Source organism: Sediminibacterium goheungense, from assembly GCF_004361915.1.
GTDB classification, from domain to species: domain Bacteria; phylum Bacteroidota; class Bacteroidia; order Chitinophagales; family Chitinophagaceae; genus Sediminibacterium; species Sediminibacterium goheungense.
Genome location: NZ_SNWP01000013.1, coordinates 39195 through 65076, shown reverse-complemented (window position 1 = coordinate 65076; position 25882 = coordinate 39195). Strand labels below are relative to the sequence as shown.

General features: G+C 40.3%; 19 protein-coding genes and 1 tRNA gene. 11 read left to right on the top strand and 9 right to left on the bottom strand.

From position 1 onward, the window contains the following. Positions 1-47: 47 nt before the first annotated feature. The 5 genes from BC659_RS14080 to BC659_RS14060 are packed head-to-tail and all read right to left on the bottom strand — an operon-like array spanning position 48 to position 6438. Positions 48-587: a hypothetical protein gene (locus BC659_RS14080; RefSeq protein WP_133475455.1), complete on the bottom strand. Its 540-nt coding sequence runs from the start codon at positions 585-587 to the stop codon at positions 48-50. After that, on the bottom strand, positions 584-1420 hold the full coding sequence (locus BC659_RS14075; RefSeq protein WP_133475454.1) for a hypothetical protein: 837 nt from the start codon (positions 1418-1420) through the stop codon (positions 584-586). The genes BC659_RS14080 and BC659_RS14075 overlap by 4 nt, the downstream gene beginning before the upstream one ends. Beyond that, positions 1417-4443 carry a hypothetical protein gene (locus BC659_RS14070; RefSeq protein ID WP_133475453.1) on the bottom strand — a complete coding sequence of 1009 codons (3027 nt, stop codon included), beginning with the start codon at positions 4441-4443 and terminating at the stop codon, positions 1417-1419. Before BC659_RS14070 ends, BC659_RS14075 begins: the two co-directional genes overlap by 4 nt. Before the next feature lie 17 nt (positions 4444-4460). Next, complete coding sequence (locus tag BC659_RS14065; RefSeq protein ID WP_133475452.1) at positions 4461-5543, bottom strand: mannose-1-phosphate guanylyltransferase; 1083 nt, start codon at positions 5541-5543, stop codon at positions 4461-4463. A 22-nt stretch (positions 5544-5565) separates the two neighbouring features. After that, positions 5566-6438, bottom strand: coding sequence for a glycosyltransferase (locus tag BC659_RS14060; protein WP_162847443.1), 873 nt, complete (start codon positions 6436-6438; stop codon positions 5566-5568). Between the two features lie 176 nt (positions 6439-6614). Here BC659_RS14060 and BC659_RS14055 point away from each other — a divergent pair, with 176 nt between their 5' ends. The 6 genes from BC659_RS14055 (at position 6615) to BC659_RS14030 (ending at position 17839) form a co-directional block, all read left to right on the top strand. Continuing rightward, positions 6615-7961 (top strand): sigma-54-dependent transcriptional regulator, encoded by a 1347-nt coding sequence (locus BC659_RS14055; RefSeq protein ID WP_133475450.1) that lies wholly within the window; start codon positions 6615-6617, stop codon positions 7959-7961. A gap of 146 nt (positions 7962-8107) precedes the next feature. Then, positions 8108-9244, top strand: coding sequence for an FIST signal transduction protein (locus tag BC659_RS14050; RefSeq protein ID WP_133475449.1), 1137 nt, complete (start codon positions 8108-8110; stop codon positions 9242-9244). Positions 9245-9264: 20 nt separating this feature from the next. Further along, entirely contained in the window at positions 9265-9807 is a 543-nt protein-coding gene (locus BC659_RS14045; protein WP_133475448.1) for a heme NO-binding domain-containing protein, read from the top strand. A 1-nt stretch (position 9808) separates the two neighbouring features. After that, the gene (locus tag BC659_RS14040; protein ID WP_133475447.1) at positions 9809-14419 is read left to right on the top strand and encodes a PAS domain S-box protein; all 4611 of its coding nucleotides are present in this window, start codon (positions 9809-9811) and stop codon (positions 14417-14419) included. Between the two features lie 392 nt (positions 14420-14811). After that, positions 14812-17253, top strand: a complete 2442-nt coding sequence (locus BC659_RS14035; protein ID WP_133475446.1) for a DUF4114 domain-containing protein — start codon at positions 14812-14814, stop codon at positions 17251-17253. Positions 17254-17356: 103 nt separating this feature from the next. Next, positions 17357-17839 carry a cupin domain-containing protein gene (locus BC659_RS14030; RefSeq protein WP_133475445.1) on the top strand — a complete coding sequence of 161 codons (483 nt, stop codon included), beginning with the start codon at positions 17357-17359 and terminating at the stop codon, positions 17837-17839. Positions 17840-17915: 76 nt separating this feature from the next. Here the strand turns inward: BC659_RS14030 and BC659_RS14025 are convergent. After that, positions 17916-17986: transfer RNA gene (locus tag BC659_RS14025), tRNA-Gln, on the bottom strand. Between the two features lie 255 nt (positions 17987-18241). Between BC659_RS14025 and BC659_RS14020 the strand changes: the two genes are divergently transcribed. After that, positions 18242-18931, top strand: a complete 690-nt coding sequence (locus BC659_RS14020; protein WP_133475444.1) for an SGNH/GDSL hydrolase family protein — start codon at positions 18242-18244, stop codon at positions 18929-18931. 56 nt (positions 18932-18987) lie between these two features. After that, positions 18988-19947 (top strand): proline iminopeptidase-family hydrolase, encoded by a 960-nt coding sequence (locus tag BC659_RS14015; protein WP_133475443.1) that lies wholly within the window; start codon positions 18988-18990, stop codon positions 19945-19947. A 189-nt stretch (positions 19948-20136) separates the two neighbouring features. On the opposite strand, the gene BC659_RS14010 is transcribed toward BC659_RS14015, so the two are convergent. Together BC659_RS14010 and tyrS are read right to left on the bottom strand one after the other, a co-directional pair. Next, positions 20137-20787, bottom strand: coding sequence for an alpha/beta fold hydrolase (locus tag BC659_RS14010; RefSeq protein ID WP_133475442.1), 651 nt, complete (start codon positions 20785-20787; stop codon positions 20137-20139). A gap of 216 nt (positions 20788-21003) precedes the next feature. Beyond that, positions 21004-22287, bottom strand: coding sequence for a tyrosine--tRNA ligase (tyrS, locus tag BC659_RS14005; protein ID WP_133475441.1), 1284 nt, complete (start codon positions 22285-22287; stop codon positions 21004-21006). A 133-nt stretch (positions 22288-22420) separates the two neighbouring features. Between tyrS and BC659_RS14000 the strand changes: the two genes are divergently transcribed. After that, positions 22421-22798, top strand: coding sequence for an RDD family protein (locus BC659_RS14000; RefSeq protein ID WP_133475440.1), 378 nt, complete (start codon positions 22421-22423; stop codon positions 22796-22798). A 163-nt stretch (positions 22799-22961) separates the two neighbouring features. Continuing rightward, positions 22962-24821 (top strand): Fe-S protein assembly chaperone HscA, encoded by a 1860-nt coding sequence (gene hscA, locus BC659_RS13995; RefSeq protein ID WP_133475439.1) that lies wholly within the window; start codon positions 22962-22964, stop codon positions 24819-24821. Positions 24822-24930: 109 nt separating this feature from the next. Here the strand turns inward: hscA and BC659_RS13990 are convergent, their stop codons facing one another. Further along, a complete protein-coding gene (locus tag BC659_RS13990; RefSeq protein ID WP_133475438.1) occupies positions 24931-25518 on the bottom strand; it encodes a riboflavin synthase in 588 nt (195 codons plus the stop codon). A gap of 157 nt (positions 25519-25675) precedes the next feature. Between BC659_RS13990 and rpsU the strand changes: the two genes are divergently transcribed. Next, positions 25676-25873, top strand: a complete 198-nt coding sequence (rpsU, locus tag BC659_RS13985; protein ID WP_133475437.1) for a 30S ribosomal protein S21 — start codon at positions 25676-25678, stop codon at positions 25871-25873. The last annotated feature ends 9 nt before the right edge of the window (positions 25874-25882 follow it).

Here is a 25882-nt window from a genome sequence, read left to right as displayed (position 1 = left end):
GAAATCCAAAATCTGGATAAAATCAGTAAAATTCCGGTATCTGGAATTCAGGGCTTCAGAACCCGTATGGCATCTACCCGCCAATGATCACCCTGGAATAAAAGTGCCACCGCAAGCTGTATTTTTTCCGTTCTTACCTGCTTTTCATTCGGAAAGTGATAGCTAAGAACCAGGTTACTGTCTATGAGCGAGCAAACCAGTCCATCTTCCGACCAGTTTTGAATATGAAGTTCATGTTGCAGATCTGCTCTGCGTACAGGTGATGTTGTTTTGCCGCTGTAATGCCCTGTTATTTGTTTGAACCAGTCTTCCGTATAATATTCTTTTCCTGCTTCTACATCATTGGTTTCATAAAGATGGTTGAGATGGGCCCATATATTACTATAATCTTTTTTCAGCATGGCCAGTTGAAAGGAATCGGGTTGATAGAGGGAATGAAACTGTACCTCTATTTTTGTTTGATGATTTTCTGCGATCAGATCGGTGCGCATAAAAACGGGTAACTCGCCATTACGGTCGTTCCTGCTTCCCTTTAATACAAAGAGTGTTACAATAATCAGTACGATGAATGTAAAAAGTATTCTCATGATGGTTTACGCACAGTAATGGTGTGTGATGAATATTGCCCAATCGTGGCAGTAATGAAATAACCATCTGCTAAAGCCGGTATTTTTACAGATGCTTTTCCATCGATGGTTAAGGATTCCATTTTATAAACCATCGTTTTGTTCCAGTAAGAAAATACCACATTGGTACCATTGGCAACGGTGTTATCATGAACATCTTTCAGCAGCTCAGTTACTACTGTATAACTATTGTCTGATGCCTGATAACTTGCATGCAACTGTATTTTTTGTACTGAGCCTGCCTGTACATAAAATGCAGTTACCGGATTATTTTTTTGTGCAGTATAAGTGCCGGTTTGGCTAGTAAGCTCCAGTATATTTTCTGTAAAGAATTGTGTAGACTTATGCAATGGCCTAAGGTTTCTCCACTGGTCGGTTGTGTATAACATACGATGCTGATGCAGGGCCGAATCGGGGTTTACAGTTTTAGGGGAGCGATAGTCTTTCTCTGTAATCAAACCCGGTGAACTATTACGCAACTGTATGGGAAAAAAGAAAACTGTTTTTTCATTTTGTAATACTAAATGTGCAGGGCCTTCAGTAATACCTGTTCTTTCTTTCAGATATACGATAAAACCTTCAGAACCCGGTATTACTTCTAACTGAACCGGTTGCACAAAACTTAATAAACTGGCCTTCCACTTATCTTTTACAGGAGAAGAGAAAAATAAAGTATCGGTCGGCATCGTAATCATGCCGGTATGATCTAACCATACAGGTGCTGTTATTTTCTTTTTGGTGCAGGCAAAAAAGAAAAAGAAGAGGATACTGTAATAGATGGTTTTCTTTGTCATTGCAGGTAAATTTCCTGGCTAATAAAACAATGGGAAATCAGTGCGATACCCTGGGAGTTATTGGCGCTGTTATCTGTTTGTAAAGGCAGTATCTTTCTTAGTTGTCCATTGATAAATATGGTGATAGGTATCTGCTGTATTCTTAGTGCCTTCTGCTGAATTTTTTCCAGTTCATGTGTAAAGCTCAGATGCAACCCGCTTCTGGCCGACTTTTCATGTAATAGCAGTTTGGTTTGCCAGATAGTGCCCTGCCTGTCTTTCTCAGCAACCAATACACCCGGTATATTGATTTCGGTGGGTAATTCATTGTACAAACTGGTATGTATCTGTACACGATTATTTTTCAAGGCCGTAACGGAATAACCGGGCGTGCCGCCGTGTATATACCCCCTTTCACTTATATCCGTATCACAATACACAGATACCGAACGGATTTGCAGTGAATCGAGTAAGCGGGAGTTGTCAATATCTACCTGGAAAAAAGTACTGGCTTTCGGAGCAAGGTTGTATTGAAAATGGGTACCCGGATAATAGGTTCTGCTGCTGTTATCTTTAAACAGCACCTGAACCCTTAAAGCCAGGTTAACCGGTACATCATCTGCATTCAGTAGTTCGCCCGTTATAAAATTGGCATTTCCGTTTCTGATAAGGTTTACCTGTCGGAATACGGCAAAAGGTTTTTTTACCCTGTCGTCCTTAACAGTGGGAAAGCTGCTGATCACTCTTTTTCCCTGTCGCTTAAAGAGGGTATACGTATAGCTGCGCACCTGTTCTTCAGGTATTTCAGGGGTATAGTAGGGTGGAAGTAGGTACCATTTTCTTTCCTGCCTGATCAGTTGCATGGTGTCTTTTTTTTCACGAAATCCAAGTGAAGTGCGCCACCGTGTATAGACCTGTATCCTGGCAGCATCCTTACTTCGGAATAATTCTCTGGTATGGATACTGTCGAGTTTTGCATAGGAAGGTAAAAGACCTCCGTCTGTTACAGATTTTTCAAGAAGGTATTGATCCAGCGGATAGGTAGGACTGGGTTCAAAAAAATGAAATGCTTTCTCAAATCTTTGGAAGTCGAGATGGTTGTAATAGTTAACGATAGCATTTTTAGGTGTATCCTGTTCTTTTACCAGCAGCAGTTCATATACCTGATTGATTAAAAAGGATGTGGAGAAAACCAGGGGTAATAAAGATGAGAGATAGGTGATGGTAACCGGAAGTTGATCTGAACTTTCTGGAACAGTAGCTGTGTAATCCTTTTCCTTTATTCTCTTTAAATACCAAAGGGTAAGCAGGAAAGCAAGGACCAGACTGCTTAGTGGAAAAATTCCCCAGGCTTTTTTCAGCAAGGGATGAAGCACTTTGGGTTGAATAGGTTGTATGGTAGAAATATTACCTTTTTCCCATACCATGATTCCATTTTCGAGTCGGATGGTTCTGTTCCAGCCGCTGTAATACAAAAGGGGATCATAATAACGGTCGTTGCTGAAGACATATTTGAGGCTATATTTTTCTGCATTGCTTAAGAAGTCGTTCAGAGAGGCGATTCCTTCAACACCACTGAACTTTGCATTTTCTATGCGTTCTACTGGCCTGCTGGTTAATTCAGGTAATCTTCTGGCACTGTGATAATTGCCATCAACAGTAGCCGCCAGGGAGTTGGCACTGAGCCATGCCATCTGGTCGCCAAAGCCAAGGGTAAGGTATCTCCAGCGCATATGTTCATCGCGATTAAGGAAATTGAGCATTGGGTCTATTTCAATTTCCTTAGGTTGTAAGGGTCTGAAACTACCGAGATGGAAAATAAATAAGATGAATAGCAAATAAGAAAAACCCGAACTGGCAGAGAGTAAAAAATGTGTTTTTGTACTGAATCTTGATACCCAGTATTGTTTTACCGATCCGTATAAAAATGCAAAAAGAAATTTTGCGATAAAAGGAATCGCAATGATGGAGGCCCAGAAACCAAAACGGTCTAATGTAAGTATGTTGAATGCATTTTCACCCAATAACATTTTCGGAATAGGAGTGGTGCCGCCACTGCCTAATAATAGACAGAGAAAAAAAGAAACGGCCCAACCCAAAAATCTTCTGCTGACGGTAATATAATAACTGATGGCAGGTAATAAAGCCACTATCAGCATTAGTGGAATAACAAAAAAAACCAGACCCGATGCCTGATGTGTAAGAAAATTATCTCTGGAGCCATGTGGTATAGATACCTGTGTAATGGGATCAGTTTTACTCCAGTACCAGTACGGGAAAATTAAGCCGATGGCAAGTATCAACATCAGGATACCGAACAGTATGAGCTCTTTTTTCTTTTGGAATGCTGTTTTAATAATCGCCAGTAACCAGCCAAACAACTTGTAAGGCTTTCCCTGAACTGCAAGATCATCAGCCAATGCCATAAAAACAGTTGGGGCAATAAAAAAAGCCATTCCGAATATGGCGGTAACATGATGTGAACTTACCGTTACCGCCAGAAAAGACAGCGACATGAGCAGATAAACCAGCTTTCGCTTCACGATATACTGGTAAAGAAAAGGAAGCGCATTCAATAGAAAAGCAAGACCGGTTAATGTCGGCATCTGACCATACACATGCAAAGTTTCAATTACAGATGAAAGGACAACTGTTAGAATTGCGGCAATACCTGCGATCTGCTTATCAAAGAAAAGTTTACTGAACCTGTAAACCCCAATGATAAGCAGTTCTATAATGATGATGGCATAAATACAAAAAGCTATTTTAAGCGGAAAGATTTTACTGATCAATGCAATGGCCTGATGAACCAGTGGGGGGTAACTGGTTGTTAAAAAACCAGTATACCATCTGTATTCCCAGGGCTCAAACCAGAATCTTGCATAGTGATCGGCAAAGAAAATATGCACAAAAGCGTCATAGGTCTTTGGTAGCGTAAAATAGATAATTACACCGTGTGTGAGCAAGGCGAGCGAAAGGGCAACCAGCAAAAGCTTTTTACCTTTGTATTCATTCCATAACCTGAAAGTATCAGCATGTAGCATTTGGGTTGGGTCTATACTTAAAGATACAATTCGCCTTTTGTTTCTTTAACGATGGTGAGATATTCTTTGATCTGTTGCTCATTATCTTTATTACATATCAGTAAGGCATCAGGCGTATTTACTATGATCAGATCACTTACCCCGCCTACCAAAACCAATTTTTTATCAGTTGAATGAACTATACATCCCCTGGAATCAATAGCCATAGTATTATGGCCTTTTATAGCGTTGAGTGAGTGGTCTTTCTCAGCATTTTCCCAGGCACTGTTCCAGGTTCCCAGATCATTCCAGCCAAACGCTACCGGCATAACGTAAACATTTTCTGCTTTTTCAAGAATACCATAATCAATTGAAATAGATGGACAGTGCTGGTAGATATGTTCAATGGCAGCAGCTTCTTTTTCAGTATTCAGATCCAATTGTCCACACACAAATACATCAAACATATTGGGCATATACATTCTGAAAGCGTTAATAATAGTATCTGCTTTCCAGAAGAAAATACCCGAGTTCCACAGGTAGGAGCCATTCTGCAGAAATTGTATAGCTGTTTTTTTATCAGGTTTCTCCGTAAACCGTTTTACTTTATATGCTGAGGTATTCGGTTGATTGGCTTCGTACTGGATATATCCATATCCCGTATTCGCATGGGAAGGCTGAATACCAAAAGTGATCAGTTTGTCGCCAGCTGCAGATTCTGCTAAAGCTGTCAAGCAATGATGGATAAACACTGTTTCGTTTTCAATTAAATGATCGCTGGGTGAGACAATTAAATTAGCTTGTGGATTTAGCTTTTTAATTTTTAATGCGATCAGTGCTATACAGGGGGCTGTATTTTTTCTCTCAGGTTCGCCGATGATATTGCTTACGGGTAGCTGAGGTAGTTGTTGATTTACAATATCCGTATAGTCATTAGCGGTAACAATAAAGATGTTTTCAACAGGAATTATTTTTGCAAACCTGTTAAAGGTCGATTGTAATAATGTGTGTCCTGTATTGAGTATATCTAAAAACTGCTTTGGGTAAGCTGTTCTGCTCATAGGCCAGAAGCGGCTTCCGATGCCGCCAGCCATAATAACTGCATAGTTGTTTGCATTCATATAAGAAGGATGTAAAAAATGATTAAAAGAATATGTTGACAAAGCGAAACAGGAAGTTTCTGAAAAATGTATCCGTATGTTTTCTCGAAAAAATAGGATACCCTGATTTGGTAATAAATTTTTCTGCAATATTATATTGATAATGCAGTTTGATCAATTGTATGGGAATCTTGAGTGTGTGTTTTAGGGTAAGTTTAGAACCCCCGATTTCTGACCAGTGCAGTAAAGGGAATTCAAGTACACCTTTTTGCAAAGTAGCTTTACCAAATTTTTTCTGCAGGCGCAGGAAAATCTCTACATCGAAAAGCCATGGAGTAAGAAAAGGTTTCCTGAATAAAAAAGGAACAAGGTCTCTCTGGAAAATTTTTGCGCCACATTGTGTATCCTGAAAAGGTGCTTTTAATATTACCCGGATACATTTTTTAATGACCGAACTGAAAAGGGAACGGCTATCATTGCGGTTAATTTCAGCGCCAAGGCGTTGAATCCTGCTTCCTACAATGGCTCCATACTGTGGATAGGCTTCCTTATACTTAGCCATCTGAAGCCATTCTTCCGGTTTTGTTGCAAGATCTGCATCTAAAAATCCAAGCATGTTCACATGGTACTGGTTATGTGCATGAATCATACCTTGTCTTACTGCTTCTGATTTTCCACTGTTTTGTTCCAGTGAATAAACGGCAATATTGGTAGGGCATTCCATTTGAATGGCATGTAACACAGCAAGGGTTTTATCTTTGCTGCCGTCGTTAACAAAGCACAAAACCACTTCAGGATGGCTTTTGGCAAATTGTAAAAAACTGCTGTAAGGGAAACGTTTTTCTTCATTATAGCAGGGTACTACAATGGCATACTGGGGGGTAAGGGGTTTGAGATGAATGGTGGCTCTTTTCATAATCTTTTTTTTCTGAATATCCTTTTGCCAAAGCCAGTGCCAGAACATTAGTTATTGAAAAACAACGTTTTATATAAGTTATAAAAAATGCGAAAGTCTATTATTTGGAATAAATCCAAATACTGTAATTATTTGATTATATTAACAGTCAATATATACACGCATTCATTTAGCATATGGCATTTTCTATTTTTATTGTTGAAGACGATAAATGGTATGGCGAAATTCTGGCCTACCATCTCAGTTTGAATCCTGATTATAAAGTCACACGGTATGAGTCTGCCAAAGACTGTTTGGCTAAACTTTCAGATAAACCTGATTTGATTACCATTGATTTTTCATTGCCTGATATGCAGGGTGATGAATTATTCCGGAGAATCAGGGAGGTAAATCCAACAGTACCAGTGGTGATTATCAGTGGGCAGGATGAAGTGGCCGTGGCAGTTAAGTTACTCAAGATGGGTGTAAGTGATTACCTGATAAAAGATGAAGCCACCAAGGATCTCTTATGGAATAGTGTAGTGAAAATCAGGGAAAACCAGTCTTTGAAAAAAGAAGTTGAACATTTGCGGGAAGAGCTTGGTCAGAAATTTTCATTTGAAAAATCTATTATCGGACAGAGTGATAAGCTAAAAAAAGTGTTTACGATGATGGAGAAAGCCGTAAGAACGAACATCAATGTTTCTATTACAGGCGAAACTGGAACTGGTAAAGAAGTAGTGGCCAAAGCCATTCACTATAATAGCGATCGGAAAAAGAAAAATTTCATTGCCGTAAATATGGCGGCCATTCCAAAAGACCTTGTTGAAAGCGAGTTATTCGGACATGAGAAAGGCGCATTTACCGGCGCTTTAACCAGAAAGCCGGGAAAATTTGAAGAGGCAAACGGAGGTAGTATTTTTCTAGATGAGATTGCTGAAATGGACCTGAGCCTGCAAAGTAAATTACTACGTGTATTACAGGAGCGTGAAGTGATAAGAATAGGCGGCAATGAAAAAGTGAAACTGGATATACGTCTTATCGTAGCTACCCATAAAAATCTGGCTGAGGAAGTTAAAAAAGGCAACTTCAGGGAAGATCTCTATTTCAGAATAATGGGTCTGCCCATTGAATTACCTCCTTTGCGTGAAAGGGGGAATGATGTATTAATCCTTGCCAAACATTTTGCAGATGAATTCGCAAAAGAAAATAAACTAGGTGCCATCAATTTCACGAAAGAAGCCAAAGAGAAACTCCAGCAATATAGTTTTCCGGGAAATGTCAGGGAATTAAAAGCAGTAGTAGATTTGAGTGTAGTGATGTGTGATAACAATGAAATTAAAGCAGATGATATTACTTTTACCTCTACTATAAGAGAAGATTTTTATGGAGGGGAAAATAAGACCCTTCGGCAACATACTTGTGATATCATAAAATATTACCTGAGTAAATTTGACAATGACGTAGTGGCGACTGCCAAAGCTTTGGATATCGGGAAAAGTACCATCTATAAAATGCTCCAGGATGGTGAAATAGCAGTCTAATGTTTTCCAAGGAACAGAAAATATTTCCAGAAAACGGAATAGGGGTGCGCTGTTTTGTTTCGTAAATATTTGATTATCAATTTTATAGCTGCTATATTTTATTGGTAAAACTTTTGCTGTTAGAGGATAATCTATTTCCCCTTGTTATGAAAACATCTATTTATCGTTACCAGCATACTGCCTGGGCCGAGCATCCCATAAGTCAGCATCCGGCTGATGGTTCAGTAAATCTGGTACTATGCTTTTCTGCAAAAACAACTTTGCAGGAAGCGGGTATTTATGATATGCTGAAAAATAAATTTCCTGCAGCACATATTGCTATGTGCAGTACAGCTGGTGAAATATTTCAGGATGAGGTTTTGAATGGTGAGTTGATCGTAGTAGCCTTATATTTTGAAAAAACAGCTATTCAATCCTTTGCTGTAAACATTATGGACTATAGTAACAGCTATGCAGCAGGAATGGCTCTGGCCAAACAATTGCCCAAAGAGCAACTAAAACATGTATTAATACTTTCTGATGGTAGTAAGGTTAATGGTAGTGAGTTGGTAAAAGGGTTGGCTACTCAATTTGAGAAAGATGTGCTGATCACAGGAGGTCTGGCCGGCGATGGAGCCGATTTTCAATCTACGCTGGTAGGATTGAATGAACAGCCTAAAGAGGGCTGTGTATTGGCAATAGGATTATATGGCAACTATATTCATGTTGCACATGGTTCGCAGGGAGGTTGGGATATCTTCGGATTGGAAAAAAGGGTCACCAGTTCTTCCGGAAATGTATTGGTAGAACTTGAGGACCAGAATGCATTGGAATTGTATAAGAAATACCTGGGTGTTGAATCTGTAAACTTACCTGGTTCGGCTTTATTGTTTCCTTTGTCGGTAATCATTCCAGGAGCAGATAAGCCCGTTGTAAGAACGATTTTGTCGATCAATGAAGAAGACCAGAGCATGACTTTTGCGGGTGATATTCCGGTAGGGTCAAGAGTTCGGTTTATGAAGGCCAATTTTGATCGTCTTACACATGCGGCAGCTGAAGCGGCTGGTTTTATTGCTGCAAAAAGTATCGTCCCTGATTTTTCGTTGTTAATCAGCTGTATTGGTCGTAAATTGGTATTAGGCGATAAAACAGAAGAAGAAGTGAAAGCAGTCAATAAAATATTTGGTGAGCATACCATACAGGCCGGTTTTTATTCCTATGGAGAGATTACCCCCTTTAATGAAGGAGGCAAATGTCAGCTTCATAATCAAACCATGACCATCACTTCCTTTTATGAATTGTAATCTAACCTAAAAAAACCGGTATGTACGGAATTGTAAACAAAGCGATACAGGATCTGGTAACCGAAAAATTTGGTGAGCAGGAGTGGGAGATGGTGAAAATCAGAAGTGGTATCGATATTGATTTTTTTCTGAGTAATGAGCCATATGATGATGATATTACGTATAAACTGGCTGCAGCTGCATCAGACGTATTAGGTATTTCAGTGGGTATGGTACTACAGGCATTTGGCGAGTACTGGATTTTAAAGACCGGTAAAGAAAAATATGGTGGACTTATGGCTGCTGGTGGCAATAGTTTGCAATCTTTTTTGATAAACCTGCCAGTTTTTCACAACCGTATCATGTTGATGTATCCTAAATTAACCCCCCCGGAGTTTAAGGTTAGTCATATTGAAAAGAATTCTATTCATGTGCATTATTATTCAAAACGGGAGGGTTTGCAGGAATTTGTAAGAGGGTTACTTAGCGGTCTTGGAAAATTTTATGACACAAATGTTTCCATCGAACTATTAGAAACACGTGATGAGGGAAGTACACACGAAATCTTTAAAGTAAGTTGGTAGCATGAATGCATTTTTTCTTTTTGATGAGGCACAGTTTAACAGACTTTTCCCATTTTATATCCGTATAAATAAGAATCTTCAGATTATTGCGATGGGTAAATCAGCTGCGAAGCTTTGTGATATCCCAAAAGGCGGAAGCTTTACAGATAAATTCTTTATTTCAAGACCCCATACGCCTATACAAACTTTTCAGGATTTGCTGGATGTTCAACAACAACTTACCATTATTGAAATGGTCGGGAAGAGTAACATAAAGATGAGAGGGCAGTTTGAATACCTGGAAAGTATAGACGAGGTTTTATTTATTGGGTCACCCTGGTTCGACTCTGTAGAACAGGTGACAGATAGTAATCTGACCATTACTGATTTTGCCCATCATGACCCACTGATTGATTTGCTGCATGTATTAAAGACACGGGAAATAACTAATGACGACCTCAAAAAACTGGTTCATTCTTTTAATCAGCAAAAAAATGAACTAAAAAAGGTAAACAAAGAAGTACATGATATCGCTTTGTTACCGATGCAGAATCCGGATCCGATGATTCGAATAAATTATAATGGTGATGTTTTATTGAATAATCCGGCAGCTTCTTTACTTGACTTTTTTAATTATAAAGGACAGGTACTCCGGAATGATGATTTTTTTAAGCTCATTGCTGATAATGTTGACAAGAATAATAAAAGATGGAACATAGAAGCTGAATCTGGTAATAAAATATATTCTTTTATCTGTGTATCGATAATAGACGAAGGATATATTAATATTTATGGGAGAGATATTACCGATAAAAAGAAAACGCAGAATCAGCTATCAAGACTCTCCTTGGTTGCCAGTGCCAATAAAAATGGAGTTTTATTTACAGATAAGAATGGTTATATAACATGGGTCAATGAGGGTTTTTGTAATCTTACGGGCTATACTTCAGATGAGATTATAGGAAAATCTCCGGTCGAGTTATGTAATGGGCCATTAACTGATAAAGATACTTTATCAGAAATTCTGCAATACTTTTTTAAAGGTATCGGATTTACCGAAGAAATTATTTATTACAAAAAAGATAGAAGTTTTTTTTGGGGAAGATCATTCAGTCAGCCACTTCGTGATGAAAATGGGGCGATAACTGAATTTTTCGGAATTATACAGGATGTAACTGTTGAAAAAGAAAATGAAGAGAAACTAAAAGTGCTATCCAAAATAGCAGAAGATAATATTCAGGCAGTTGTTATTGCCGATGCGGAAGGGAGAATTACCTGGGTTAATAAGAGTTTTACCAGTATGACAGGGTTTAGTCTTGAAGAAGTTATGGGATGCAAACCTGGGCATCTTCTTCAAGGACCTGAAACAGATCCTGGTACAGTTCAGTACCTGGCTGCACAAATAAGAAATGGCGAACCATTTACAGCTGAGATTATTAATTATACAAAATCTGGTGAAAAGTACTGGCTTCGTATACAAGGGCAGGCTATTCGAAATCAAAAGGGCGAGGTTAGTGGCTATTTTGCATTGGAAGAAAATATAACAAAAGAAAAAGAATCGGAGCAGCTTTTCAGAAAAGCACTGGAGAGTATTGGAGACAATGTATGGGAACATGATTTTCAAAAAGGAAAAACTTTTTTTACAAAATCTGAAAATGAATTTTTAGGGTATAGTACCAATGAAATGTCTGATAACAGTGAGTTATGGTGGAGCAGGGTTCATAAAGATGATTTGTCGATTCTTATAAAAAGTGATAAAGATTATAAAGCAGGAATCGCAGATTCTCATAACCTAGAATACAGACTGATACACAGGGATGGATCTGTTCGTTGGGTATTAGACCGGGGCGTTGTGGTTCAACGGGATGCATTGGGGAAGCCTTTGCGAATCATAGGTACACATACTGATATTACAAATAGTAAGCAGATTGAAGCCGAACTTTCTAACAGAGTGAAACAGTTTCAATCGCTTTCTGAAAACATTCCCGGTGTTATATATGAATTCGTTTTCAATCATGATGGTTCAAGTGGCCTTATCTATATCAGTCCTACCATAGAAAAAATATTTGGCTTGAAACCGGATGAGTTTAAAAATTACCTGCATTATATTCATCCTGATGACAGGGAAATGGTGATTCAAAAAAATGAATTCAGCAGAAAAAATCTTTCGCCTTTTTATGCGGAAGCGCGACTGGTCATTCCTGGTCAGCCAGAGAGATGGCACTCAGTACATTCTTCTTTTTCATATGAGACGGAAACGGGCGATCATGTATTTACTGGTTTTATTTTAGATATCACTGATAGAAAAAATATTGAGCAACAGCTTGAGCAGCAAAGAAAATTCTATGAGGATATTCTAAATAACATGCCTGCCGATATTGCTGTTTTCAATAAAAATCACGAATATCTTTTTATTAATCCCCGAGCCATTAAAAATGAAGAGCTTAGAAAATGGATGATTGGTAAAAGAGATGAAGATTACTGCATTTACAGAAATAAACCTTTGGATATTGCCATGCAGCGGCATGCAATTTTTCAGAAGGTTGTTGATACAAAACAGCCCTGTGAATGGGAAGAAAAAAATGCAAATGCAAATGGTGAAGAGGAGTATATCCTGAGAAGGTGGTATCCTGTGACTGACTCGGAGGGTAATTTGGATATTGTTATCGGATATGGCATTGATATTACCGAACGAAAAAATATAGAGGATGCACTCCGTTATAATGAGGAAAAATATAGAGGTATCATTGCCAATATGCATCTTGGATTGATTGAAGTAGATAAAAACGGTAAAATTGATTTTGCTAATCAGACTTTATTAAAAATGACCGGCCTTTTGGCGAATGAAGCGAAAGGGTATAATTTTTTAGATTTTATTGCGCCTGAAAGTTTGGATATTGTAGAGCAACGATTGCGGGAAGGAAACCATCAGATTAATGAAGCTTATGAGGTGAAGACAGAACTAAAAACCGGAACTGGTTGGTGGTTGATCAGTTCTGCGGCTAAATATAATTCAGCTGGTGATTTTACCGGGTTCATCCTGATCTGTCTGGATATTACCCAACAAAAGCAACTGGAGCAGGACTTAATAAAATCAAGGGAGCATGCGGAAATGCTGGCCAGGACCAAAGAAATTTTCCTTGCAAATATGAGTCATGAAATACGGACTCCGATGAATGCTATTCTTGGCATGGGGAATCAGTTGGCTAAGACTGCATTAAATGAAAAGCAGGGGTTCTATTTAGGTACGATAAAAACAGCGGCAGAAAATTTGCTCGTTATAATAAATGATATTCTGGATCTTTCTAAAGTCGAAGCAGGTAAGTTAACAGTAGAGAAAATCGGCTTTGAGCCCAGAAAAGTTGGTGCCAATGCCATATTGGTACTAGCTCATAAAGCTGAAGAAAAAGGGTTGAAACTGATTAATTCTTTTCATGAGCCAAATCTGTCTGACATTTTGATAGGAGATCCTTATCGGCTCAATCAGGTCATGTTGAATTTAATCAGCAATGCTATCAAATTTACGGAGAATGGTTCTGTTGAAATAAGCTGTAAAGTTGTAAAAGATTTAATTTCTTCACAGCTGATACGAATTAGTGTAAGTGATACCGGAATCGGTATGGAAAAAGAATTTACGGAAAAGCTGTTTGATAAATTTAGTCAGGAGTATGATTTTGTTAGCAGAAAATACGGTGGTACGGGTTTGGGGATGAGTATCTGTAAAGAATTGGTGGAACTTATGGGCGGGCAAATTGTGGTAAACAGTGCAAAGGGAAAGGGTACTGTAATTTCTTTCGAAATTGAGTTTGCTAAAGGAACAAAATACGACTTACCTGTTGTTCAATCAGCCATGTCTGTAGTATCCAATAATTTTTTACAAGGAATTACTATTTTAGTTACTGATGATAATGAAATGAATCGGTTATTGGCTTCTACTATTCTAAAAAACTATGGTGCCGGGGTATTGGAGGCAACAAATGGTGAGGAAGCCATTCAGATCGTACAAACCCAATGTCCTGATTTGCTACTTATGGATATTCAAATGCCGGTAATGAATGGATATGAGGCTACACGTGCCCTCAGAGCCATGGGTTATACAATACCTGTCATAGCGTTAACAGCTAATGCAATAAGAGGTGAAAGTGAAAACTGTATGCAAGCCGGGATGAATGATTATATGGCAAAGCCATTTAAGGAAGACGATTTACTGAGAACCATTTCAAACTGGCTCAATACAGACACCATAAATGATACAACCACGATGTTATCACCTGAACACAAACAAAGCAGAAACACAGTTTTTGATATTTCCGAATTACAGAGTATAAGTCAGGGCGACGAGCAATTTATTCGGAAAATGCTGGAGTTGTTTATTGAACAAGCGAACATTACGATCCGTGAAATTCGCGAGGCATATGCTGCGGATGATTTTGAGCAGATAAAAAAACTTTCTCATCGCATTAAACCATCTATCGATAGCCTTGGTATTAAATTGCTGAAAGATGATATCAGAGAGATTGAAAAAAGTGCAGTTGAATATGGACATTCTTCAAGACTGAATACTTTAATCCAAACAGTTGAAATTGTGCTCATTGAAGCCATCAGTCAAATGAAAGAGTATTTGCATAAGTAACACGCATGCTGGCTTTCTAAAACTTTATTTGCAAAGAGTTATATGCAGCCATATCCGGTAATGCCGGAGAACATCTGCTAAGTGATGGTTGAGTCTACCATAACCATCGGTATCATAATACGCCGCGCTTCAAACTATCTTAAGGTATACAAGTGTATCTTTTTGGGAATAATTCCAAAAAATGGAATTTTATAAGTGTAAATCCTCTGTTGACCAGGAAATGCAAGTGGTTATTTTTTTTGTAAGTTAAAGATTTTGTTCTTCTAAGTAATTGATTTTAAATAGTTTAAACTATATTTTTTCCTTTAAATAGTTGAATTTCTGACTTCTTCTTATGTCGGATGCTGCTTTGGCATTGTTTTATAACATCTCTATTCCATTAAACCCCTGTTATGTACAAATTTCTTTTTTTAGTAGGATTCATTTTAATGGTTCTAGACAGCCAGTCGCAGTATAAGTATCTGGGTAAATACACTTCAGACGGTACGCCGCAAAATTTTGCCGGGCGAGATGCCATTCCTGATAAAACTTTCGAAAAAATAAAATCCGCCTTACCGGAAAGTTATCCCGTTCCCAAGTACAACCCGCAGTACATCAGCTCAGGTTACGAAACAGATATTCGTTTGGTTGATTCCGCTGCAGTTTATATCACATTTGTTGGTGAAGGGGCGGGTTACAAAAATACCCTTGGTTTTTATACTTACCCACTCAGCGAACCAATAGCAAAAAAACCAAAGGCAGAAGAGATAACTATTATTTTCCCGAATGTGTCTCAGCTTGGTTCAGGTGGTAGCCTTGTGCCGGGAGATAAGGTATTACTTGGGAATTTTCCAGCCAATACGGGTATTGGTTTTGTGTTAATTGCTGATGGATGGAGAAATGGAACTGTGACAAATGGGAACTGGGTATTGTATTCTAATCCTGCCTTCAATCCAGAATCCGATCCATTACTTCGACAACACAATGTAGTATTGTTCGACAGTAGTTTGCAGCAACTCATTCTTTCTTTTGAAGATATCAGAAGAGATAACAGTAGTTGTGATCAGGATTTTAATGATGCGATATTTTATATTACAGCCAATCCTTTCAAAGCCATTCAGCAGAACAATTATACCCCCATTGAAATAGCCAATACCGAAATAACATCGGGTAATACAGGTGGGTTAGAAAGTAATGGCAGACTGGCATCTAAAATTGCACTTCGTTCTTTTAAAAGAGATACCAAAGAATTAGAAGTGAAAACCGAAAGAAATTCCCAGCCCCTGTTTATTCAATCTTTGGTAGCGCTCACTACCAGTAATGGTCAGGGTACAACCAGCAAAAGCCTTAGCAGCTATTTTCCGGTTACCGGGATGACGGGTAATGAGGTTTCACGTATTTCTACACCTTCTGATCTGGTAAACATAACTAATGCAAGAGAGATATTTTCACTGGACTATTACCTGAATAATAAAAGGGTTGCTGTTGGTTTGGCTTCGCATACAAATGACAGGGTGTACGATCATTCCAAAGTAATCTGTGATCGACTGAATGGATCTGTATTAACTGAGATCAGAACCATTGTTCTGAATAAGTATTCAATTATTAATACAACATTGATACGGGCTAATGGTGAAACAGAATATGCATTGCATTTCAGTATTAAAAAAGAATCTGGTAATTATCGGTTATATAGCCTGTGGAATATTGATGCATACCCTCCGGGTGAATACCTCAATTTTCAATTCTGGGGCAGCTCAATGTCAGAAATATGCAGCATAGCTTATGATGTGTTAAGCTCAATAGCAGCAGAAATGCCCATTCAGCATACCCCTGCAGAAACACAAATACCAAAGGTTTTTATGAAAAAGGGGGAGTACAAAAATGGAAAATTATACCTGACCATAGCGAATAAAGTAAAAGCTACTTCTATGCTTTTCAACGCAAATATCGCCAGATCCGAAAATGCCCCGACTGAACTGGTTACAAAAAATATTACCCTGAGTGGAGAAACTGAGCAAACATTGGCAATTGAAACAGGCTTTTTATTCGATGCGGGTATTTCAGTAGCCGTTCCAGGACTTACAATGGGAGATCATTTTTATCTGGCAGATGGGTCCTGGGGAGTTGACTATCGGGCACAGGATGCTGCCGCTGTGATTTTTTCAGTCCAGCCCATTCAGGCAACCGAAACGGGGGAAGTATTACGTATGGAACGAGAACCAATGGTTAAAGGAAGCATCAAAGGGGTTGTAAACCTGTTCAGAAATGTACGGGCAGGTAACCTGTCGATTCCGATACATGAATATAATGCTATTAGTTTTGAACTTCAGTCCGATAAAGCTGTAGAGCTGGTTATTGTACCGGATAGTTTAGCTGACTGGGATAATCGTCCGCGATACACCATCCCACCCACAAATGGTATGCAAAAAATCACGGTATCATTGGATAAGTGGAAAGATAAATATGGAAATACAGTCAGGTTCCAGAACATAAGAAATATCGTTTTTAGTCTTAAAGGGAATGATATATCATATGAACCCTTCATGCTAAAAGTTGCCAATACCATGTTTACCAAACTGGTCATGAATTCAACAGTATCAGTAGAAAAAAGAGCTGTAAAAATATATCCCAATCCAGTTGTGCATCTTGCTACGGTTGAGGTTCCCGGATATATCACAAAAGCGTCTATCATGGTATTTGATATGGCCGGCAGAAAATGTTTGCAAAAAGATATTGTGTTTTTCAATGGCCGGTACAATTTGAATGTCAATAGCTTACCGAGTGGATTTTATAAGGTAGCTATTGTTACTGATCAACAATGCCTGAATAGTTCTATGATTGTAAACAAATAATAATGCAAGTAGGAACCGAAGTATGCAGGCTATTGATTAAGTAGTAGATGCAATACGGGCACGGTTTATAAATTACTTCACCACAAAAAAAATAAAATCTTTTATGAACATATTTGAAGATGCAAAAAAAATACTCGATACACATCATCTTACTATTACTAAAGAAGACAGAACCAGACCATGGGGAGGATTTTATGTAATTGATGAATCACAGGCAGCTGAATTTGCTAAAATATTCTTTCCTGAAGAACGCCTGGATACACTTAATTTATCAGGTAGGTTGAGTCCCAAAATATTACTCGTAGCACCCCAGAAAAGATTAAGCTGGCAATACCATCACAGGAGGGCAGAAATATGGAAGTGTATTCAAGGGCAGTTGGCTGTGATAAGGAGTAGTACAGATGAAGAATCAGAAAAGCGTATTTTAAGTACAAATGAAACCATTAAACTTCAACAAGGGGAACGACATAGGTTGATCGGATTGGATGATTGGGGTATGATAGCAGAAATATGGCAACACACCGATGCTTCCTGTCCATCTGATGAAGATGATATTATCAGGCTCCAGGATGATTTTGGGCGATAGTGAAAATGATAAAGAGATTGGGTCAAATAAAAACCGCTATAAGTTGATGCTTATAGCGGTTTTTAATTTGTAAATGTTGCCCGACCTGGATTCGAACCAAGACATACTGAACCAAAATCAGTTGTACTACCCTTATACTATCGGGCAATCCGACCTATTCATTTCTGAATGGGGTGCAAAAATAAGGGGACAAGGGAATTGTTCCAAATTTTTTAAAAGAGGAGAGAGGGAAATAAGAAATAAGGAATAAGAAATAAGGCCCGCCCTGAGCTAGCCTGCCCTGTGCGTAGCCGAAGGGAATATGGAATGAGGAAGGTAAGGGAACGGGGAAATGGACTATTTTTAACTTTGGTATTAAAAAATGGCTGGGTATAGGCTTTATACCTGCAAAAAACCTTTGAAATGAACAAACTCATTCTTTTTACCCTCTTTATTGCCGCTATGTTTATTTTATCTTCTTTCCGGTCAGATAAAAAGAAGAAAATCATATTCTTTGGTGATTCCATCACCGAACTGGGGGTGAAACCCAACGGATATATCCGGGTAATCGAAGATATGATCCGTAATGAGGACAAAGCCACCCAGTACGAACTCATTGGCAAAGGCATCGGTGGCAACAAAGTGTACGACCTCTACCTGCGCATGGAAGAAGACGTACTAAAACTGCAACCCGATATTGTTGTGGTATATATTGGCGTGAACGATATCTGGCACAAAAGCATGATGGGTACCGGAACCGATTACGATAAGTTCGGAAAATTCTATACCGCCCTCATTCAAAAACTGAAAGCTGCGGGTGCTAAAGTCATCGTTTGTACCCCGGCCGTCATCGGCGAAAGACACGATAACAGCAACCCGCAGGATGGAGAACTCAATCACTACAGTAACTGGATCAGAAAATTTGCAGGTGACAATGAAATACCACTGGTAGACCTGCGCTCTATCTTCCTCAATTACAGTAAAGCCAATAATCCTAATAACCTCGATTCAAAAATACTCACCTACGACCGTGTTCACCTGAATGATGAGGGCAATAAAGTAGTGGCAACAGCCATGTGGAACGAGATCAAAAAACTGAGTAGCAATAAATAACAGATTGATTACTGCTGATTGGTTGCCACTGAAAACACTGAAAACAATACCTGATTATGAAACCATTTCGCATTTTATTACTGATAGCAATTGTTGCAGTTGGTTATATGGGTTGTACAAGCACCGAAAAGAAAGAGATTCCGGACCAGGAAGGATTTCTACAGGTGAACGGCGGTAAAATATGGTACAAAGTGCGGGGTGGTAATGGTATTCCATTGCTCATGTTGCATGGTGGTCCCGGCTTTACCAGTTATTATTTAACACCGCTTGCCGATTCAATCGCCAAAGACAGACCCGTTATTCTGTTTGACCAGTTGGGCTGCGGGCGCTCCGATAAAATTACCGATACCAGCCTCATGGATATGCAACACCATGTGGACCAGGTTTCGGCACTGTTGCAACACCTGAAAATAACCAGCTTCGATCTCTATGGTCATTCATTCGGCACCATGCTGGCCATGGATTTCTACCTGCAGCATCCTGATAATATCAGGTCCATCGTGCTGGCGAGTCCCTGTATGCGCACCCAGACCTGGGTATCAGATGCTGATGTGCTGATGCAAGGCCTTCCCGATACTGCCCGTGCTGCATTGCAGGCATTGGCCAAAGGTTTGCAAACCGACTCCACTCAACTGGCCCATGCGCTTGATTTATACTATGGCAGTTTTTATAACCGGAAAAAACCATTATCGCCCTATGTAGACAGTTCCCTGCGTTTGCAGGCATTGAATGTGTACAGGCATATGTGGGGACCGGAAGAATTTGTAGCAACCGGTAACCTGAAAAACTATGATAGAACCGGAGATCTGTCAAAATTGAAAGTACCCGTACTCTTTACGGCGGGTCAATACGATGCAGCGAGACCCGCAACCGTTATGTATTACCAAAGCCTGGTGAAAGGTGCATCTTTCGTAGAAATCATGGATGCCGGCCACTCCACCATGACCGATAATATCGACGCAGACATCAAAGCTACCCGGGCGTTCTGGAGAACTGTTGCAAGCCAACGGCAGTGAGAAAAGTGAGTAGTGAGTAGTCAGTTGTGAGTGGAAGGGGTGAATGGTGAATGGTCAATGGTGAGTAGTCATTAGTCAGTTGTGAGTAAATAATAAATCTACGAATAGGTCTGGATGAATGAGTCTGGAAGACCGGAAGTCAGGAAGTCCGGAGAAAAAAACTGATCATGGCAAGGATGATTCCTGCAATCAGGATGTGAATTTATCTAATACTTTGAGGATATGGGTTGAAATTTCTTTTGCCTTTTGCATCACCATAAAATGATTACCGCCCTCAATCACCAGGTCAGCTTTTATAAAGGTCAAGGGGAGAAGTTTGTCGGCATTGCCATGTATATGAAAAACAGGAGCAGGTATTGTTTCATTTTTCCAGTTCACCAACGCATGAATGGCCCAGTGGTTAAAACCCTTGGTGGTATTCAGAATAATGTTCTTCAATTGTTGCTTTTGAGAAAAGTTTCTAACCCCAAAAAAGAAACCCAGTAACCTATCGCTGCCCGCCACAGGTCGCAGGGGTACAATTTTGTGCAGAGGAACATACCGGCAAAGTCTGAAATAGGGTGGTATTTCACTACGGGTTTTGGCACTGGAAATCAGTATCAGTTGTTTCACTGTTATGAGCCTGGCAATTTCCATCGCCATCATACCACCAAAAGAAAGGCCAATGATGATGGGATCTTTGTCATCTATTCTCGCAGCCATCCTCTTTGCATAGGCTTCCATGCTTTCGTCAGGTAAAGGCTCCATCCAGTTCAGGTAAACCCTGTCCACATCCGGTAGCACTAAGTCATGAAACACCGTTTCATCAGCACCCAACCCCGAGAGGAAATAGATTTTCATAGAACGATATTATGTATCAGAGGAGGGGGAATGGTGAATGGTCAATGGTGAATTTTTATGTATGCTGCCAGAAAAAGTCCAGGTTATTACAATATAACAAGCTATCCAAACCGTTTACTCACTACTCACTACTCACTACTCACTACTCACTACTCACTACTCACTACTCACCATTGACCATTGACCATTCACCATTCACCAGTGACAATTCACACATCACTTCACCACCACCAGATAATAATTCTTTTTTCCTTTCTGTACCAGTAAATACTTGCCCTGTAACAGATCGGTTGTGGTGAGGGTGCTTTTTTCGGCTGAAATTTTTTCTTTATTCAAACCAATACCGCCAGACTGCCACATTTTACGGGCCTCGCCTTTACTGGGGAAAATCTGTGTTTCGGCAAGAAAGCTAACCAGATCATAACCCGCTTCCAGTTGTGCTTTGCTGATTTCTACGGTAGGTACACCATCCATCACCTGTAAAAGTTGCTCTTCGCTCAGGCTTTGTAAGGTTTCAGTGGTGGCATTGCCAAAAAGAATATCAGATGCTTTTACGGCAAAATCATAATCGGCACGGCTATGCACAAAACAGGTAAGTTCTTCTGCCAGTTTTTTCTGTAAAGCACGCTGATGCGGAGCTTCATCATGGGCCTTGATCAGTGCATCTATTTCGGCAACGGGGAGCAGTGTAAATATTTTGATCCAGGTTTTGGCATCATCATCACTTGCATTGAGCCAGAACTGGTAAAACTGGTAGGGTGATGTTTTTTTAGGATCGAGCCAAACATTGCCTTTTTCTGTTTTACCAAATTTGCCACCATCGGCTTTGCGTATGAGCGGACAGGTAAAGGCAAAAGCCTCACCACCTGCTTTTCTGCGAATGAGTTCAGTGCCGGTGGTAATATTACCCCACTGGTCGCTGCCACCCATTTGAAGTTTGCAGTTCTTGTTTTGGTAGAGCCAGTAGAAATCGTAGCCCTGAATAAGCTGGTAAGTAAATTCAGTAAAGCTCATGCCCGTATCACCTTCCAGTCGTTTCTTCACACTGTCTTTGGCCATCATATAATTCACCGTAATATGCTTACCGGCATCACGTATAAAGTTCAGGAAGCTGATGCCTTTGAACCAGTCGTAATTGTTCAGCATTTCCGCGGCATTGGGTTTGGAAGGATCAAAATCCAGGAATTTCTCCAGCTGCCTCCGAACCCCTTCCTGGTTAAATGCCAGTATTTCTTCGCTCAACAGGTTGCGCTCCTCACTCTTACCCGTAGGGTCGCCAATCATACCGGTGGCGCCACCTACAAGGGCCATGGGTTTATGTCCGGCTTTCTGTAAATGCACTAATAATAATATAGGTACCAGACTGCCGATATGCAGACTATCAGACGTAGGGTCAAATCCAATGTATCCTGAAACCATTTCCTTGTTCAGTAATTCCTCTGTGCCGGGCATAATATCCTGAATCATACCCCTCCAGCGCAGCTCTTCAATTAAGGTCATTGCTTGTTATTTGCGGCAAAGATAGTGAGTAGTGAATGGTGAATGGTCAATGGTGAATGAGGATGGTAGAATCTTTTTTAAAAGGTTATTAAATATTGACCATTCACCATTCACCATTCACTAATTTTGCACCATGCGAAAAGTAGGCGAAGGCACCCGGATATTGAATTTTTTGATAGACACATTGATCGTCTTTCTGCTGGCATTTGCCTTTAATAAGTTCTGGATGTTTCAGGTAAAGTACTGGGGCTATCCTTATTTTAATTTCGGCTGGATATTTTTCGGGATGATGTTTGTGTACTATAGTTTTTTCGAAATCGTATTTCAGCGTTCACCCGCCAAATGGTTCAGCTATACCAAAGTGGTGAATAAACAGGGTGGGAGAGCCGCTTTCTGGCGAATCCTGCTCCGTAGTCTGGCCCGTGTAACCATCATCGATCTTTTCTTCATCCCCTTCCTCGGCAAACCCCTGCATGACTGGGTGAGCGGAACGGAAGTGATTGAGAAATAACAAATAAGGAATAAGGAATATGAAATAAGAAACGGGATTTGTCCAATACTTTCTTATTTCATGTTTCTTATTTCTTATTCCTCTGTTATCTCCCTTCTTTCTTTCCAAAAACGAAATGCTCCTCGGTGGCAATCGCTTATTTTTGTGGCTTATCTGAATAAGTATGGCAAAGATTGGCATTAATATAGCAACCGGTAGTTTACAGCAGGCAGAAATGATTGTGGGGATTGACCTTGGTACCACCAATAGTCTGGTAGCCATTATACACCCCGAGAGCAAGGTTCCCGTTGCCCTGAAGGAATTTAATACCAGTAGTCTGGTACCCAGTGTGGTACATTTCGATGCTTTTGGTAATGCAGAAGTGGGTGAAAATGCGCGGCAATACCTCGAAACCGATCCGGCCAACACCATTTTCAGTGCAAAAAGACTCATGGGCAAGAGCTACCGTGACCTGGGACAACATGCTGATTTCTTTTCTTATAAAGTCATTGATGATGATACCGAAAGTCTGGTAAAGGTACAGGTAGGGGATAAATTTTATTCTCCCATTGAGCTTTCTTCATTCATTCTCAAAGAGTTAAAGCAGAGAGCTGAACATATACTTAAAACGCCGGTTACCAAAGCCGTTATTACCGTACCTGCTTATTTTAACGATGCCCAGCGTCAGGCCACCCGCGATGCGGGTAAACTGGCCGGACTCGATGTGCTGCGTATTGTGAATGAACCCACGGCGGCAAGTCTGGCTTATGGACTGGGTCTGAACAAGGAAGAAGAGAAAACCATCGCCGTTTACGACCTCGGTGGGGGTACATTTGATATTTCCATCCTCAAAATCTCCAATGGCATTTTTGAAGTGCTGAGTACCAACGGCGATACCTATCTGGGGGGTGATGATTTCGATAATGCTATCATTCAACATTGGACTAAAAAAGCAAGTATTGATTATAATGATTTGAAAATCAATAAAAATTTATATCAATCATTACGTCTGAAAGCGGAAGAGGCCAAAAAGTACCTGAGCGATCACGAGACTTTTGCGGCAGACCTGAATGGCGATTTGCTGACCTTAAGCAGGTCTGAATTTGGTGCATTAATAAAACCATTGATTGATAAAACCATTGAATGCTGCCTGCTGGCCATGAAAGATGCGGGCCTGCAGAAAAAAGATATTGATACCGTCGTGATGGTGGGCGGCAGTACGCGTGTGCCGGCTGTAAAAGAAGCCGTAAGTACCTTATTTGGCAGGCTGGTAAACGATGACGTAAATCCTGATGAAGTGGTGGCCCTGGGCGCCGCTGTTCAGGCCGATATCCTGGCGGGTAATAATACCGATTTCCTACTGCTCGATATCACCCCGCTGAGTCTGGGTATTGAAACCATGGGTGGTTTGATGGATGTACTGATCCCCCGCAACTCAAAAATACCCACCAGGGTAGGCAGACAGTATACTACCCAGAAAGACGGGCAGGGTAGTATGCGTATATCTGTATTTCAGGGAGAGCGCGATCTGGTGAAAGACAACCGCAAGCTGGCTGAGTTTAACCTCACCGGTATTCCCGGAATGCCGGCTGGTTTGCCCAAGGTAGAAGTTCAATTTTTAATAGATGCAGATGGCATTTTGATAGTGAAAGCCAAAGAGTTACGTAGCGGAGTGGAGCAAAGTATAGAAGTGAAGCCGCAATATGGATTAACCGATCAGGAAGTGGAGCAAATGCTGCTCGACAGCATTACACATGCCAAAGATGATATGGTAACCCGTGCTTTGGTGGAGGCCCGGACAGAAGGTGAACAGATATTGGATGCTACGGAAAAGTTTATGACCAAAAATCCTGATCTGCTTTCCAAAGAGGAGGTATTGCTGACGGCTAATGCCATGCAGGCTTTACAATTAGCTTTGACTATGGATGATAAAAATCTGATTCACAATAAGATAGAAGAATTAAATGAAGTGACCCGCCCCTTTGCTGAACGCGCCATGGATCAGGCCGTAGGGCAGGCGTTGAAAGGGAAGACGGTGGGGTAAGTGTGAATTGTCAATTGTCAATGGTCAATGAAAATGAGTGAGTAGTAAGTAGTCAGTAGTGAGTATCCTTATGATGGCATTATCAGAGCTTTCATTCACCATTGACCATTCACGACCTGCGCAGCATCCGCTCAATATATTTCCCCAGTATATCAAATTCAATATTCACCACTGAACCTGCTGCAATTTGCCGGATGCTGGTATGGGTATAAGTATAGGGTATGATGGCCACAGTGAACCGGTCGTTCCCAACGTTGAAACAGGTGAGGCTGGTACCGTTTACGGCAACCGATCCTTTTTCAATGATCAGGTGGGCAAATGCGGGGGGTATCTGAAAGGTAAATTCCCAACTGCCCTCTTTCTCCAGTTTGTGGATACAGGTGGCTGTGCAGTCAACATGTCCCTGTACAATATGTCCGTCCAGCCGTCCATTCATCACCATACATCTTTCCAGGTTTACGATGGTGCCGCTTTGCCAGCTGCCCAGATTGGTTTTGGTGAGTGTTTCCTCAATGGCAGTAACCCGGTGACGGCCGTCGGCCAGTGCGTCAACCGTCAGGCAAACGCCCTCATGGCTCACGCTCTGGTCAATCTTCAGTTCCACTGAAATAGGGGATGCTATCCAGAAACTGATATTGGTACCGCTTTTCTCCAGCGAAACAACTGTACCCAACGATTCAATAATGCCTGTAAACATGGCTGCAAGTTAAATCGCAGATGTCAGATCGCAGATGTGAGATTTTTTAAATCTGCGATCTGAGATATGAAATCCAAAAAATCCGAAAAGATTTGTCTGTTTGAATGAGAATACTATCTTTGCACTCCTAAAAAACACCCGAGGAGGTATAATCGTTATGCTTATCATTGATTCAAAAGATTGCGAAAACATCGACAAGGCGCTCAAAAAGTACAAAAAGAAATTTGAAAAGAGCAAAGTTCTGTTACAGTTGAGAGAGCGTCAGGCATTCACCAAGCCGTCAGTTAGACGTCGTGGAGAAGTGTTGAAAGCTATCTATAAGCAGCAGATCGCTAGCGGCAAAATCGAGGGATAATATCTCTTT